Raw genomic sequence first — 15,341 nt, 5'->3', positions numbered from 1 at the left:
CCCAGTTTTTTCATTAACTTATTTCATTGAAGATACCCCTTCAACAAACTCACCAATCTTATTTTGAAAAACAAAATCAAAGTTATATTCTTGCCCTGTTAACTCTTCATTTACTAAAATTGTCGTTGCACCGATTTCCCTCTTTGCGATTTGTGGGAATGAAGCGACAGGTTGTACTTTTAACGACGTTCCCATAACGATAAGTACATCTGTTTCATATAAACGTGTTATCGCATTTTGATATTGTGGCAATGTATCTCCGTATAACACAACGTCTGGATTTAAAATGAAATTACACTTCTCGCAGCGAGGCACTTCATGATCAATCATATACTGTAAATCATATCCCGCTTTACACTTAGGACAATGTGCTGTTTGAAGCGTTCCATGTAAATCAATGACATGCTTACTACCACCTAATTGATGTAAACCGTCAATATTTTGCGTTAAAATCGTAATATCTTTCCCTTGTTCTTCTAATTCAGCTAAAAAACGATGACCACGATTTGGTTTATATTGATGGAACGTATTAATTTGAAAGATTTCTTTATAATGCTTCCAAAATTCTTTCGGATTTCTATTATAATATCCTCTTGATAAATACATCTCCACATTCGCATCAGCATACAATCCATTTGCTGAACGGAAATCTGGGATACCACTTTCCGTACTTGCTCCTGCACCTGTTAACACTGTAATTTTCTTCGCTTTTTCTAAAATTGAACGTACTTCTTCAAATTGTTGCACAAAAATCACCTCTATGTATTTTCCTATACTTATTATACCAGTTGTTTACAGGAGGTGTCGTACGATTCGATTTATTTAATGCGTCGTACCCCCAACTTCCACTATATCCACCTCAACTGTCGTCGTTACCTCAATTGCCAGTTCTATTCCTTTACGAATAGTAGAAAGTGACATACTCGGTTGACCTGGATAGTTACTCGCTTGCTCTGGTAAAAACGGAATATGAATAAATCCGCCTTTCATTTTCTTATCATATTTCTCTAGTTCATGCATGAGACCGTAGAATAAGTGATTACAAACGAATGTACCTGCTGTTTGTGAAACGGAAGCCGGTATGCCTTCTTCTTGCAGTCTTTTTACAATTGCTTTCATCGGAAGTGTAGACCAATAGGCAGCTGGTCCTTCTTCTACAACCGGTACATCTACCGGCTGATTTCCTTCATTGTCAGCAATTCTTGCATCATCAACATTAATTGCGACACGCTCTATCGTAATATCTGGTCTGCCCCCCGCTTGTCCGATACATATAATCATTTCAGGGTTTAGTTCTTCTATATATTCTTTTAAAACTTGTATTGATTTTTGAAATACAGTTGGTACTTGTTTACTAATAATCTTGTATTCTCCCACTGTTTTTTCATGTAAACTTTTTGCGACTTCCCAAGCTGGATTAATGCTTTCTCCGCCAAACGGATCGAACCCTGTTAATAATACTGTTTTCATAGTTTTTCCCTCCTAATTAAAAACGATATACTAGGCCATACATAATAAACATATTGATAATAAAGATGGAAAGAGCTATTGGTACTTGTGCTTTAATAACTGCATTTTTATCTTTTAACTCTAAAAGCATCGCCGGAACGATATTAAAGTTTGCTGCCATTGGAGTAAGCAATGTTCCGCAATATCCAGCAAACATACCAAGCGCTGCCATAATCGCCGGGTTTCCTCCATGCATTTGTACAATTAAAGGTAAGCCAATTCCGCCAGTAATAACGGCAAACGCTGCGAATGCATTTCCCATTACAACTGTAAAGAGCATCATTCCTAAACAATACGCCATAACAGCAACGAACGGATACTCTGTCGGTAATACTTGTCCAACTAAATCTGAAACAACTTGTCCAACGCCAGACTTCGCGAAAATACCGCCAAGTGCTGCTAACATTTGTGGTAAAATGACAGCCCAGCCGACAGCTTGTAATAATCTGCTTCCCTCTTGAACAGGCGTTGTTATTTTCGATTTTGTAATACGCATCGCCGCAACAAATGCAAGTAATGCCCCAAGTGCTAATGCAACTAATGTTACTTTATCTGGATCAACAAGAGAAACATTCCCCCATTTGATTTTCCCTAACGTTAACGTACCGATAATTGTAAAAATAGGAATTAATAGTGCAGGCATAAAAATTTTATTTTTTAATTTCTCCGCATGTTTCACACGTTCTTGTACTGGTACTTCTTTCTCTTCTGATTTTGTTACTTTGTTTAATGAAGCTAATACGACCATAGTGAGTACAATACAACCAACATAAAACGAAGGGATTACATTTCCGAATAAAAACGTAATGGCAAATAACGCCCAAAACAAGCTAGACCCCCATCGGTTTGGATGTTGGCTATCAAAGGCAATACGTACAGCGATAAAGGCAACGATTATACCTAATACGTAATAAATTGTATCCATTGTAATGATATTCATCTTATATTGCCTCCTTCTCTTCTTTTTCTTTTGATGTCATCGTTTTTGCTATATATTTATCAAATCTTCTAAATCTGATCCAGCTTACGATAAGTGCTGATATTGCAGTTGGAATACCCCAAAGCGCCATATCCCATACACCAACATGCATACCTACTGAATCGAAGAATCCTTTCATTAATAAAATGGCACCAGTCGCGATAAATATATCCTCTCCGAAAAACCATGCTGTATTTTCTGCCGCCGCTGCGTTTGCTTTAATTTTTTCTCTTAACTTTTCAGGTAACTTACCATATTTCCCTTGCGCAGCCCCTTCTGCCATCGGTGCAACGAGCGGTCTTACTGTTTGTGCATGACCACCAATATTCAGTCCAAGTGCTGCTGATGATTCTCTTATCGTAAAATATGACATTAATACTCTTCCAGTTGTTGCGCCTTTTGATTTCGTTATAAGTGCTTCTGCTCTTTCTTTTAAACCGTAACGCTCTAAAATTCCGATTACCGGTAAAGTTAGTATAATTGGCATAGACATATATCTATTTTCTATGAAAAATTTACCGAACATGCTGATCACATCATAAAAGCTTAATCCTGAAACCATACCCGTAACAATACCTGCTACCATAACTACTAAAAGTGTATTCAATCTAAATAAAAAGCCCACCGCAACAAGTAGTATCCCGATTAATTTCACCAATTCCAACACTTCCCCTCATTTTTTTACTTCAGTGCACAAATAGAAATATCATTAAGTTCGAATGTTCTGTATATTTTTCTCGCAAATTGCACTGCTTTCTCTCCATCACCATGCAAACAAATGGTTTGTGCGTGAACTGCTACTTTCTCTCCGTTCACAGCGTTTACGTAGCCTTCTTTCACCATTTGAAGCACTTGCTTTATCGCTTCATCTTCATTTTTTATAAGTGCATTTTCTTCCGTACGGCTCGTTAATGTCCCATCTTGCTTATACGTACGATCTGCAAAAGCTTCTTGTACGAGAGTTATATTATATTTTTCCGCAGCCTGTATAAATGCCTCGCTATTTGCTAATCCGTAAAGTAATAGATTTGGATTACTATGATAAATTGCCTTTGCAATTGCATCTGCAATTTCCGGATTAGTCGCCGCCATATTATATAGAGCACCGTGCGGTTTTACATGATGCATTTTCCCGCCTGCTACTTTCACAAAAGCGTCTAATGCACCGGTTTGATACAATACATAGTCGTATACTTCATTTGGTGCAACGTTCATATTTCTTCTTCCAAATCCAATTAAATCAGGAAAACCAGGATGCGCACCAATTGCTACGTTATGCTGCAGTGCCTTTTCGACCGTTTTCCTCATTACAGTCGGATCACCCGCATGAAAACCACAAGCAACGTTTATAGAGGAAACGAACGGAAGAATTTCATCATCATTCCCCATTTTATAAGCTCCAAAACTTTCTCCTAAATCACAGTTTAAATCGATTGTCGTCACGATATTACCCTCCTAATGTCAGCTTCGTAAAGCGATGAATTTCTTTAATAGATTCCTATTGATTTCTTGTTCTATATACAATTGTTCCGCTTCTTCAAGTGTAATTTTCTCAAATGAAACATAGTCTCCTGGTTTTAACTGTGCAAGAAGAGGTAAATCTACTGAAATGATATTTCCCATTCTTGGATATCCGCCCGTCGTTTGCCTATCTGCCATTAATATAATCGGCTGTCCACCATTCGGCACTTGAATCGTTCCGAATGTAACAGGACTCGATAAAATCTCTTTTTCTTCCACTCTATTTAAAACTTCTCCTTCAACTCTATAGCCCATACGATCAGCGTAATTAGATACTTTATACTCTTTCGTAAAAAATGCCTTTTTACTTTCTTCTGTAAATTGATCATATTCAAAATTAATTATGACGCGAAGCTTAGGATATTTCTTATACTTTGGCCGTATGCTGTTGCTAATTGCCCAGTTCGTTTTGATTTGCTCTCTCTTTTTTAAGTCTTGAATAAAACGACTCGCCATTTCTGTGTGCGTACCAATTTGAAAATAATCTCCTTTTTTCAGCATTCTCCCTTCAATACCACCAATCGCTGCACGTATGTAAGTGCTTTTACTTCCCATTATGCGATCAATCTGTATACCACCTGCAAAAGTTACATACGCTCTGCAACCACTTTTCACTTTTCCGAAACAAAGCATGCTACCTTCTTCTGCTAAAATGGGACGCCACAATGGAATACGCTCCCCATTCAGTAACGGCTCCATATCCGCTCCGCCAATCGCAAGTAAGGTCGTTTTCTTTATTAACAATTTAGGTCCCATAATTGTCATTTCGAGTCCCGCTTCATTCTCCTCATTACCGACTAACATATTAATTATCCGAAGTGCACTTTGATCCATGGCCCCTCCAACTGGTACACCGTATTGTTGATAATGAGTTCGCCCTAAATCTTGGACTGTTGTAAACATCCCTGCATGCAAAACTTCTACATCCATTCTTTAGCCCCCTCAAGTGATATGTACTCTTCCTTCGTTATTGGAATAAATCGTAAGTACATACCGCTTTGAATATATGTTGGTGTTTCTTCTTCTGGATTAAATAAGGAGATTGGTGTTCGGCCAATAATATTCCATCCACCCGGTGTTTCAAGCGGATATATACCTGTTTGATTTCCACCAATCCCTACCGAACCAGCAGGTATTTGTAATCGTGGCGTTTCTTTTCTAGGTGTTTCTAATTCTTTTGATAGCCCTCCTAAATACGGAAACCCTGGTGTAAAACCTAACATATATACAAAGTATGTTGTTTCGCTATGTATGCGAACGACATCCTCCGCTCGTAATCCTCGATAATGCGCAACCTCTTCCAAATCAGGTCCATATTCTCCTCCGTAGCAAACAGGTATAGAAATATGTTTCACATCTTGATGTAATTCTTCTTGATACGAATTACAAAGCTCCTGTATATACCGGCAAACGTAATGATACGGCCCTTCACTTCTCCCATTTCGCTTCCATACTTCGTATACATTATAGTAGACTGCTAATGAGGTGAAAGACGGCACACACTCAACCATTCCTGTAAACGGATGCCGCCCTAACGCTTGAAACAATCGCTGCACTTTTTCGTATGTCTCCATTCCAATTTCTTCACCAAATGTAACAATAATTGCTTGATCCCCTAACGCAGAAAATTTCATCCCACTCCCTCTTTCTATGCCAAAAAGCCAAGTTCTTTCGAAATGCGATGTGCTGTTTCTTTCACCTTCGCAATAAAATATGAAATGTTACTTTCGCTGTACTCAATTGCTAATCCCGAAATACTAATCCCCGCTACAACCGTTCCATCACTTGCAAAAATGGGCGCTGCTATAGCGGCTGTATGATTTTCTAACTCAGAGTAGCTAATTGTGTGTCCTTCCTTTTTCGCCATTTGTAACACTTCTAGCAACTGCTCCCTATCCACAATTGTTCCATCCGCAAACTGTTTTAAATCCGTGTCCTCTATGTATTTCTGCTTCTCTTCCTCAGAGAAATACGATAGTAAAATTCTCGGACATGCACCCGCATAAAGTGGAGCTCTTCTACCAACTGCTGTATACACACGTACAGGCTGAGCACCTTCCATCTTTTCCACATAAATCGCATCATTACCGTCTTGAATAATTAAATTAACTGCCTGCCCTAAACTATCTCTAAGCTCTTTCATATAGGGAATCGCAATATTTCTTACTGATAATCTTTGTGAAACGAGTTGACCGTATCGTAAAAAAACGACTCCGAGACGATATTTCCCCTTCTCGCTTTTTTGTAAAAACTCCATTTCTTCTAACGAGCCAATTAAACGATAAACAGATGTTTTCGGCATACTCGTAAGTTGAACCATCTCTGTTAAACTTAGCTCTTCATGCTCATAAAACAATTCTAAAATATCCATTGTCTTAACTGCCGTTTTATTTATACTCATTCTATCTCCCTCTTGTTCCGAATTCCAGAACTTTAATTCCGTATTTTGAAACAAATATATAATTTAAAATTATAAAATATTCTCTCAATTCTATCAATATTTTTTTCAAGCCTATGACTCGATATATATAAATAAGGCACAAAAAAAGTATGGAAGAATATTTTCTTCCATACTTTCTGTTTATAACGCTCTTACTTGTTTCAACGGCCAGAAAACAGCTTGTCCTTTTCCGACAATCTCATCTTCTGAAATAAATCCAAACATACGACCATCTTTCGAAACTTCACGATTATCTCCTAAAACAAACACTTGGCCTTCTGGCACTTTCGTTTTTCCTGTAATTTGTTCTAACGTAAAGTCTGGAGTTAATACACGGCCTGCTGCTTTTTCTTTAAACTCTTTTAAATATGGTTCTTCCATCGCTTTTCCGTTTACATATAACACATCATTTTTATACTCAACTGTATCGCCTGGTAAACCAATTACTCGTTTTACTAAATCGTATCCTTCTTTTCCGTGGAAGACGATAATATCAAAGCGATCTAATCCACTGATACTATAACCAATCTTATTCACGAGCACTCGTTCGTTATTTTCTAAAGTAGGCATCATCGATTCACCTTGTACTAATGAAGGTGTAAATAAAACACTGCGAATAATAGCGATTAATACAAGGGTAAATCCTATCGTTTTAGCCCATGAGAATAATTCTTTTTTCGTATTTTCCTTCATCGTTTCTCCTCTTTCTTACGTGTTTATTTTAATATTTGAACTAATTCTTGTACTAAATTAGGATCAATGTCAGAAAAACATGATTTCCCTTCTCTTACCGCTGTACCGACATGAGCTTGCGTGATTCCAGTTTCATCTAGCAATTGCTTTATATTTTCTTTTGTCACACCAGCTCCAACTACTAGCTGAATTTGACCATCGCTTACCTTTTGCATTTCTGTAAGTACCGGTATATTCTCCACTATATTTCCTTGTCCACCTGAAGTTAAAATGTGAGTCACTTTATGAAACTTCTTTAAAGTTTTCATCGCTTCTACCGGATTTTCTATATCATCTATCGCACGGTGGTACGTTACATTGATTCCTTCTACAACAGATAATAGATCGGCTAATTTTTCTTCATCCACTTCATTTTGTTCGTTTAATACACCTAATACAACACCAGCTGCACCTAACTTCTGTGCAACGATAATATCTTCCTTCATCATTTCAATTTCTTCTTCCGTATATGTAAAAGACTTCGCATGCGGACGAATCATAACGTGAATCGGTATATGTACTGCTTCTATCGCTTTTTTAATAAATGCATAACTCGGTGTTAAACCGCCTTCTGTATAAGATGAAATTAATTCAATTCGCTTCCCGCCAGCTCGTTCAATTCGTTTCACATCTTCTAAACATGTTGCAATAACCTCTAGCATGAGATGACCTCTTTTCGTACTTTTTTCTTATTATACAGTAGGTGAAATAAGAAGCATAGCATTCTCCTATAAAACTATAAAAAGAAGAATGAAAAGAAAGATTTTTTAACTACTAACATCTATTGGTGATTTTATATTCCACAAAAAAGGAGTAACCCCCTAGCACTTCTGACTAGATGTCACTCCTTTTTATTTCAGTTAGTTTTCTTAGTTACTTCATTATAATAGTGGCTAAATGCTTCTACTAATGCGTCAACGGAAGCATATAATTCTTCTGGTGTATTATCTACCCCTCCCATTTCAATCAATAATGCATTGGGAGAAAGGTCTTGATTATATACTCCGTTCCCGCTTTTACGATCTTTAATAAAAATCCCTCGGCTTAAACCGTAATACTTTTCATCTAAATATGAATTGATTGCCGTTACTATTTTTTTATTTTTTTCATAATTAGGATTTTCTCGCCCTAAAATGAAATAGAGCCGAGCATAATTCTTTCCGTTAATATTTTTTGTTGTAGTATTTTTTCGTGCATCATCTCTATGGAGGTCCATTGGGAACATAATATTTTTATCTTGCATTAATTTGTCTTGTAATATTTGGCGGGACCCTTTATAAGATTGGGCCCAATTTAAATTTTTATTCCGCAGAAAATCCCTCATATTTGTCGTATCATGTGAAACACCTATTCCTTTTTCTTCTAACTTTTGTTTTAAATAGTTTCCAACAAATGTAATATTCACTTCATTATTTGTACTGGAAGCATCATCGGGTACAGTAGCACCTGGAATGAGAGGAATAAACGCTTCCCAACTATGTGTATGATAAATAAAAACTTTATTTTCACCGTTATTTTGTGTATTTGCATTTTCACCAGTAGAATTGTTTTCTTTCCCACTCTTTGGGTGTTCAATAGCAGTACCTTTATCTTTAATTTTATCTAAAGGAATACTGGATTCTTCAGGAATGTTCGTATAATCTGTTCCTTCCCCAGCAATTAATATTTCCGAGTAAAATTGATTCATATTAGGAAGTTCCCTGGTTAATAAACTTCGGAGATCATTTACATTAATGTTTGTAGAAAGTGAAAGTAAAAAAGATTCCAAAGATGCTCGTCCTTTTTCTTTATGAAATTCTTCTGCAAAATAACGATTTTCACTTCCTATCATATACATTAGACCTTTAGTAGAATTCGTTCCTAATAACTGATTCATATAATATGATTTAAATACGCTAGAATTACTAGAAATGATGAATGAAGTGAGGATACATATAATCGTGAATAAAATACATACCACTACATATCTTACATTTAATACTTTCAGTTTCACTTTATTCATTTTATATCTCCCTTCATTTACTATATTCTTACGCATAATTTCCAATGAATATGATTACTAATTTAATAGAATTTCTCTAATTTGAAAATAGTAAGATGCAATCTATTAATTATAAAAAAAGAAGATCCTGCAATAGGATCTTCTAGCTCTAGACTAATATTTTTTAACTACGACCGAAACGCCGCATCCGCCAACATAGATAGTGTTGCATCATCCATCGGCGGATTGTGTAATCCTGCTCTGACGTTTAAATAGTAGCGGTGAAGCGGATTTTTTTCTGATAAACTTTTTGCCCCCACGATGCGCATTGCTTTATCTACAATAGATATCGCTGCATTCGTTACGGCATATTTCACTGCTGCTAATTCGGCTTGCAGTGATAGTTTATCCTCTGCTTCATCGTACTTTTTCGCAATTTGATATAAAAAGACGCGAGCTTGCATAAGCTCAAGTTCTAATTCTCCAACTAATCTTCTAACATTCGGCAATAAACTAATAGAATGATTTAAACTATTTGGCTTGTATGATCCCGCAAATTGAACTGCATAATTTCTTGCTGCTTGTGCAATTCCTAAATAACATGCTGGTATATGTAGCAACCAGCCAATACCCTTTTGTTTCACTTTTCCGCCCTTTATATCTGTAAAAAAACGGTTTTCTATCTCCACATTTTGTAAGACAAGGTCGTGACTTGCAGTCCCTCGCATCGCAACGCTATCCCACGTTTCTTCAATGGATACACCAAGTGTATTTCTTGGAATGACAAACTCACCAACTTCTTCGCGGCCTTCCATACTCGCTGAAATAATAAAATAATCAAGTATCGGCGCCATCGTTGTAAAAGTTTTCCTTCCGTTTATAACCCACTTATCGCCTTGTTGAACCGCTATTGTTTCTGGTTTACCGCCACGCGTCGGACTCCCTGTTTTTGGTTCTGTTGCTGCTCTGTTAAAAAGCGCACCATTACGTACTTCTTCACAAAACCATTTGAACATCTCATCATTCCAAGAGTGATTTTCCGCTAGCTCTTTTACAATGCCAAGATGCCAGCCAATCGATAATGCAGTAGCCCCGCAGCCTTCCGCGATTTTCTCTTGAAATAAAACGAAGTCATATAAAGAAATCGCACTACCACCAAATTCCTTCGGTAACGTTAATTTCGTATATCCAATATCTTTCAAATCACTTATATTTTCATACGGAAATGATCCTAATTCACTTAGTTGATGCTCCCTTTCCATGAACTTCGGAATCAATTTATTTATTTGTGCAATAATGAAAGATTGTTCTTCTGTTTCAACAAATGAGAGTGCCATACTATAATCTCCTTTATGTTCGATTCATCAACCGCTCACTTTTTCATTATGATTATATGAAGCTACCTCTCTATTGTTTCACTATTCCGATAAAAATACAATGTTTTTGACTAATAAGAAAAGTTCCTATTTAAGGATCGGTTCTTTTCTTATATTAGTCTCCCTTCAATGCCTTTAATGGCAAAGAGGTTACATATCCAATATACGAGAATAATTCTTTAAAGAAGAATGGAATTTCTGTGTCTAACGTTTTATATGCTGATGTCGGCGTTGGTGAAGCATACGCTTCAATATTAATATGTTTTGCGATTCTCATTGCGCGTTTCATATGAAGTGGATCACTTACAATCGTGTATGTGCGTATTCCGTTCTCTAGTCCAACTTCCTTCGCATTCTTTAAGTTTTCTTCAGTGAAAAGGGATTTTGTTTCAATTAAAATATCTTCGTCTTTTACACCTTGTTTCATTGCATATACTCTTGCAGTACGCGCTTCCTCAAGTTCTGCCTCGAACTTTGTACCACCCGTAAAAATAATCTTTTTAATGTTTCCGTTCTTATATAAAGAAATTGCATGATTAATTCTTTCTTTAAATACAGGGGATGGTTTTCCATTCCAAGAAGCCGCTCCTAGTACGATACCAGCATCCGTTTTCACACTATCATCTGTTTTAAAACGATAGCTCCAAATATCGTAAGCTGCATAACTTACATATAAAATAGCAGAACAAATCATTAGTAAAAATACTTGAAAGATTCGTCTTTTCTTACTTTTCTTATTTTCTTTCATTTGTAATTGCCTCCGTACATCATCCATACTTCTATAAAAAAACATTTATATCAAATCGTTTTGTTTGAGTTTATTTAAAAGAAGGAACTTTACTTGTTATTTATGTATAAAAGGGTTTTCATTTAAAATTGAGGATTATCAATTCATTTTCATTTGCGGTTTTCATTACATGTTTTAAATTCATAAGTTTATTACCATACAACTACATTGTAACGAATTTTTTCTCAGAAGGGAACGATGAAACAAAAGTAATTAAAATAAAGTAGCATTTTGTAAGAAAAAAGGTATATTTTTCATGTATTACGAACAATATACCTTTCAAAACACGAATTATAACTTTTCTTTATACAATTCTAATTTTTCCAATAAACGAGCTTTCACTATTGGCCATTCGCTTGCAATCATACTATACACAACTGCATCTCTCACATGACCACTTGGCAATTTCCTTTCATTTCTAAGCACGCCCTCTTTTACTGCACCTAATCTTTCAATTGCTCGTTGTGCCTTTTCGTTTCTTGCATCTGTCTTAATTTGTACCCTCAGCATATGCCGTTTTTCAAAAGCATACTGGAGAAGCATATACTTACACTCTGTATTAATACTCGTACGTTGCACACTTGGATGATACCAAGTCTGCCCTAACTCGACCGTTTTATCTTCTACTGAAATATTATATAGACGTGTACTTCCTACAATCGTATTCGTCTGTTGATCCACTACAACAAAAGGCATTTGAGAACCCTTTCCATAACCCTGAATCGCTTTTTGCACATATTGCTGCATATCTTGAACACTATCCATTTTAGAAATTAAATACGCCCAAATATCCCGATTTCCTTCTACAATTGAAAACAAAGTTTCGACATCATTACCATCTATTAACCGTAACTTTGCTCTTTCGTGAATGATTTCCATTTGAAAGCCCCCTTTGTTGTTACTATATCATATAAAATAAAAACGTTTTATAATAATAATAGAATGCATTTGAAAAAGGAAGATTTTGATAATTCCCAATAAATGCTATATAATAATAAATTGGGAGGGGATAAAAATGCTAGATCAAATTACTTGGGGAACGCCAGGCAGCTTATTATGCTTAGGATTCTTTTTTGCAGGATGAGGAATCTTCTTAAGAAGCATTACGTCATATACGAAAGATAAGTAAAAACATCCCCAGACGTGATAGTTGTATATTTTCACGTCTGGGGATATTTGATTTTCTTAGCTTAATAGTGATGTGGAAATACACCACTTTTAAAAACTTTAAAGTAACAAATAAGCAATCGGCGTAATAATGAGCAATGTTAAAATCGTTCTTTGTACATAGAGAATAATAAGTTCCGATACTTTTAACGGAATGTCCGTTGATAAAATACAAGGAATGGATGCTGAGAAGAACAATATAGATGATACCGAAACAACCGCAATGACAAACTTTGTCACAAGTGGTGCACTTACAACTAAAAGAGAAGGTAAAAACATTTCTGCGATACCAACGGATGCGGCTTTAGCAGCTAGTTCTGCTTCTGGTAATTGTAAAGCCCATGTAAACGGATAGAAAATATAACTGATCCAATCAAATATTGGCGTGAATTTCGCTAAGACGATACCAATTAATCCTACTGACATAATGGATGGTAAAATTCCCATTGTCATAATAAAACCATCTTTTAAATTCACTGCGATATTTTTCATAATACTCGGTGCAGACTTTGACACCTCTAGCGCATCTTCCCAAGCACGTTCTAGCATTTTTTCTTTATAAACAGGCTCTGGGAATCCTTCTTCTGTTACATATGTATCTGGTTTTCTACTAAGAGGTGGGATTCTTACGGTGATAGCAGTTACGATGAATGTTACAACGAGAGTAGTCCAAAAATAAACATTCCATAAATGCATAATGCCTAATGTTTTTGCGATGATGATCATAAATGTTGCGGATACTGTAGAAAAGCCTGTAGCGATGATCGCTGCTTCTTTTGTCGTATACTTCCCTTCTTTATACACGCGATTCGTAATTAATAAAGCTAACGAATAACTCCCTACAAAAGACGCAACCGCATCGATTGCTGATCGTCCTGGTGTATTCCATAACGGTCTCATAATGGGACGGCAAAACGTACCGATAAATTCAAGTAATCCGTATCCGACTAATAACGCTAAAAAAGCCGAACCAATTGGTACGAGTAAACTTACCGATATGACTAGTTTTTCATACAAAAACGGCCCTACATCTGGTGCAAAGAACCAAGCTGGCCCTACTTTCAAGCAATATAATACACCAAAGACAACACCAACTACTTTTAAAATCGAAAAACAAATGTCTACGATAGATGCATTCCACTTTTTCGTATAAAACGGATAAATCGCACCCATTATCATAACGAGTAGTGCATAATAAGGCACGACGCTCGGAACCGAAGACCGAATCCATGATACGATATGATCAATCATAATGGACGAAACACCATTTATCGTAACTGGTACGAAAAACATAAACACCCCAACTAGACTAGCGAGTATAAACCGAAGAATGATTCTCTTCTCACTCCCTGTCTTAATTACATTCCTTTTTAATTCAATTTCACTCAAAATTCGACACCCCCTATTATCTAAATATTCTGTATAATTACATCAGATTCCTTCTTTAGATTTCTATATTTAATCATATAAAAAAGCCTATTTTAAAATAGGCTTTTTCTACTACTTCTCATAATCATCCACAATCACTTGAATGACACGATACGATTCTTCTGCCACTATCTTATTACTTGCCTTATTCGCATCATATGTAATTAACGCTTTCCAAAGTGCCCATCCTCTCGCTCTATTCCACAAACTTTACAGGTTTCACTTCTAAATGTACCCATTCAGGAAACTGTTCCCCTATTAACCTATTAACCTCTTAACTAAATTAGTATGAATTTGATCCATTCACTATCCTCTTTTCTTTTGAAACTTACTAAGTCCATCTGTACTCCCAACATATTCAAAACCATTTCTCTTATAAAAATCATTCAATATGCGATTATGCCCTACACAATCTAGTTTCAAAAACTCTTTGTCATGTTTTACATTCTCTTCTACCCACCGTAAAATCCATTCTCCTATTCCGTTGCCCTTATACTTCCGTTTCACCGCAAATCTATGAATATATAATGAATTAGAAACTTCCTCTTTACCAAAAATATGTTCATCCCATTTATTTTGTTTAGGAGATACTGTCACTGTACCGATAATTTCATCTTCCTTCGTAATCACATATGTATATTTCTCTCTTATACCTTCTAGTATTTCAGCTGTAGCCTCTCCGCCTAACAAATATTGCCACTGATCTACTTCTTTATGTTGTAACCACTCTGCTACTTCTTTTAATAGAGTGATTATGCTATCACTTTCCCCTTCAATAGCAGTTCGAATTGTATATTCTTTAACTGTGTTTCTATCCATATTGCTGTTCCCCTTTCAAATTACTATCATACTGATAATCGCGTTCTACCGTCATTTTCGTCTGTAACGTATTCAACATAATAACCTTGATTCCTTGCGTTTTCATACATCAATTCAATCTTTTTTTGATCTTTAGCGTAAATTGTGACGTATGTACAATCCGCAACTAGTAAAACTAATTCACACTTACTCTCTTTAAATTCTTCATATGTCTCAATATCTACTACTTCCTCTCCTTTTGAATACGCTTTTAAATTTGCAAAAACAACATAATATATATTGTCTTTAAATAAAGTTTTCAAATCTGATCCTTCCACTATACTTGGCTCTTCTGGAAATAATGCCTCATCCAATCCACCACGTGCTACTAAGTATGACTCTTCACTCTCTACCCACCAATCATATGAAGAAATATCAATCGGCTTTAACACTTTCCAAAGTAAATTATCATATTCATTTGGAACATCTGCTGTAATTCCTCTTTTCATTTATTTGCTCCTAGCTTATTTATTTTCGTTTTCATTTCATACATTATATACCAAATTCAATTACTATATTTTATCGATATCTATGTAACTTGTATTTCACCGCGAAAAAAACCG

Annotated in this window: 17 protein-coding genes and 1 pseudogene; all 18 read right to left on the bottom strand. The window is 35.9% G+C overall.

The window, feature by feature from the left end; genetic code table 11:
• Positions 1-18: 18 nt before the first annotated feature.
• Complete coding sequence (locus Q9B79_RS03555; RefSeq protein WP_306182638.1) at positions 19-756, bottom strand: NAD-dependent protein deacylase; 738 nt, start codon at positions 754-756, stop codon at positions 19-21.
• Positions 757-822: 66 nt separating this feature from the next.
• Positions 823-1,470, bottom strand: coding sequence for a pyroglutamyl-peptidase I (pcp, locus tag Q9B79_RS03550; RefSeq protein ID WP_306182637.1), 648 nt, complete (start codon positions 1,468-1,470; stop codon positions 823-825).
• Positions 1,471-1,486: 16 nt separating this feature from the next.
• Positions 1,487-2,449, bottom strand: coding sequence for a DUF979 domain-containing protein (locus tag Q9B79_RS03545; RefSeq protein WP_306182636.1), 963 nt, complete (start codon positions 2,447-2,449; stop codon positions 1,487-1,489).
• Between the two features lies 1 nt (position 2,450).
• Positions 2,451-3,146: a DUF969 domain-containing protein gene (locus Q9B79_RS03540; protein WP_000239804.1), complete on the bottom strand. Its 696-nt coding sequence runs from the start codon at positions 3,144-3,146 to the stop codon at positions 2,451-2,453.
• 23 nt (positions 3,147-3,169) lie between these two features.
• Positions 3,170-3,931: a 5-oxoprolinase subunit PxpA gene (gene pxpA, locus Q9B79_RS03535; RefSeq protein WP_306182635.1), complete on the bottom strand. Its 762-nt coding sequence runs from the start codon at positions 3,929-3,931 to the stop codon at positions 3,170-3,172.
• Between the two features lie 18 nt (positions 3,932-3,949).
• Positions 3,950-4,939, bottom strand: a complete 990-nt coding sequence (locus Q9B79_RS03530; protein ID WP_306182634.1) for a 5-oxoprolinase subunit C family protein — start codon at positions 4,937-4,939, stop codon at positions 3,950-3,952.
• Complete coding sequence (gene pxpB, locus Q9B79_RS03525) at positions 4,930-5,643, bottom strand: 5-oxoprolinase subunit PxpB (RefSeq protein WP_306182633.1); 714 nt, start codon at positions 5,641-5,643, stop codon at positions 4,930-4,932. The genes Q9B79_RS03530 and pxpB overlap by 10 nt, the downstream gene beginning before the upstream one ends.
• Before the next feature lie 14 nt (positions 5,644-5,657).
• Complete coding sequence (locus Q9B79_RS03520; RefSeq protein ID WP_306182632.1) at positions 5,658-6,410, bottom strand: IclR family transcriptional regulator; 753 nt, start codon at positions 6,408-6,410, stop codon at positions 5,658-5,660.
• Positions 6,411-6,590: 180 nt separating this feature from the next.
• Positions 6,591-7,142 (bottom strand): signal peptidase I, encoded by a 552-nt coding sequence (gene lepB / locus Q9B79_RS03515; RefSeq protein ID WP_306182631.1) that lies wholly within the window; start codon positions 7,140-7,142, stop codon positions 6,591-6,593.
• 23 nt (positions 7,143-7,165) lie between these two features.
• Complete coding sequence (locus Q9B79_RS03510; protein WP_306182630.1) at positions 7,166-7,843, bottom strand: copper homeostasis protein CutC; 678 nt, start codon at positions 7,841-7,843, stop codon at positions 7,166-7,168.
• A 194-nt stretch (positions 7,844-8,037) separates the two neighbouring features.
• Positions 8,038-9,183, bottom strand: coding sequence for a stage II sporulation protein P (locus tag Q9B79_RS03505; RefSeq protein WP_306182629.1), 1,146 nt, complete (start codon positions 9,181-9,183; stop codon positions 8,038-8,040).
• A 167-nt stretch (positions 9,184-9,350) separates the two neighbouring features.
• Positions 9,351-10,499 carry an acyl-CoA dehydrogenase family protein gene (locus Q9B79_RS03500; RefSeq protein WP_306182628.1) on the bottom strand — a complete coding sequence of 383 codons (1,149 nt, stop codon included), beginning with the start codon at positions 10,497-10,499 and terminating at the stop codon, positions 9,351-9,353.
• Between the two features lie 154 nt (positions 10,500-10,653).
• A complete protein-coding gene (locus Q9B79_RS03495; protein ID WP_097907989.1) occupies positions 10,654-11,286 on the bottom strand; it encodes a YdcF family protein in 633 nt (210 codons plus the stop codon).
• A 330-nt stretch (positions 11,287-11,616) separates the two neighbouring features.
• On the bottom strand, positions 11,617-12,204 hold the full coding sequence (locus Q9B79_RS03490) for a GNAT family N-acetyltransferase (RefSeq protein ID WP_306182627.1): 588 nt from the start codon (positions 12,202-12,204) through the stop codon (positions 11,617-11,619).
• Positions 12,205-12,552: 348 nt separating this feature from the next.
• The gene (locus Q9B79_RS03485) at positions 12,553-13,881 is read right to left on the bottom strand and encodes a YjiH family protein (RefSeq protein ID WP_306182626.1); all 1,329 of its coding nucleotides are present in this window, start codon (positions 13,879-13,881) and stop codon (positions 12,553-12,555) included.
• 111 nt (positions 13,882-13,992) lie between these two features.
• A pseudogene (locus Q9B79_RS03480) lies at positions 13,993-14,124 on the bottom strand (aminoglycoside phosphotransferase family protein); the annotation flags it as partial.
• Between the two features lie 102 nt (positions 14,125-14,226).
• Positions 14,227-14,739, bottom strand: coding sequence for a GNAT family N-acetyltransferase (locus Q9B79_RS03475; protein WP_306182625.1), 513 nt, complete (start codon positions 14,737-14,739; stop codon positions 14,227-14,229).
• Positions 14,740-14,765: 26 nt separating this feature from the next.
• Positions 14,766-15,227, bottom strand: coding sequence for a DUF2691 family protein (locus tag Q9B79_RS03470; protein WP_306182624.1), 462 nt, complete (start codon positions 15,225-15,227; stop codon positions 14,766-14,768).
• Positions 15,228-15,341 lie beyond the last annotated feature (114 nt).

This window comes from Bacillus sp. MHSD_36, assembly GCF_030757775.1.
Classification (GTDB): Bacteria; Bacillota; Bacilli; order Bacillales; family Bacillaceae_G; genus Bacillus_A.
This window is presented reverse-complemented; position numbering and strand designations above follow the sequence as displayed.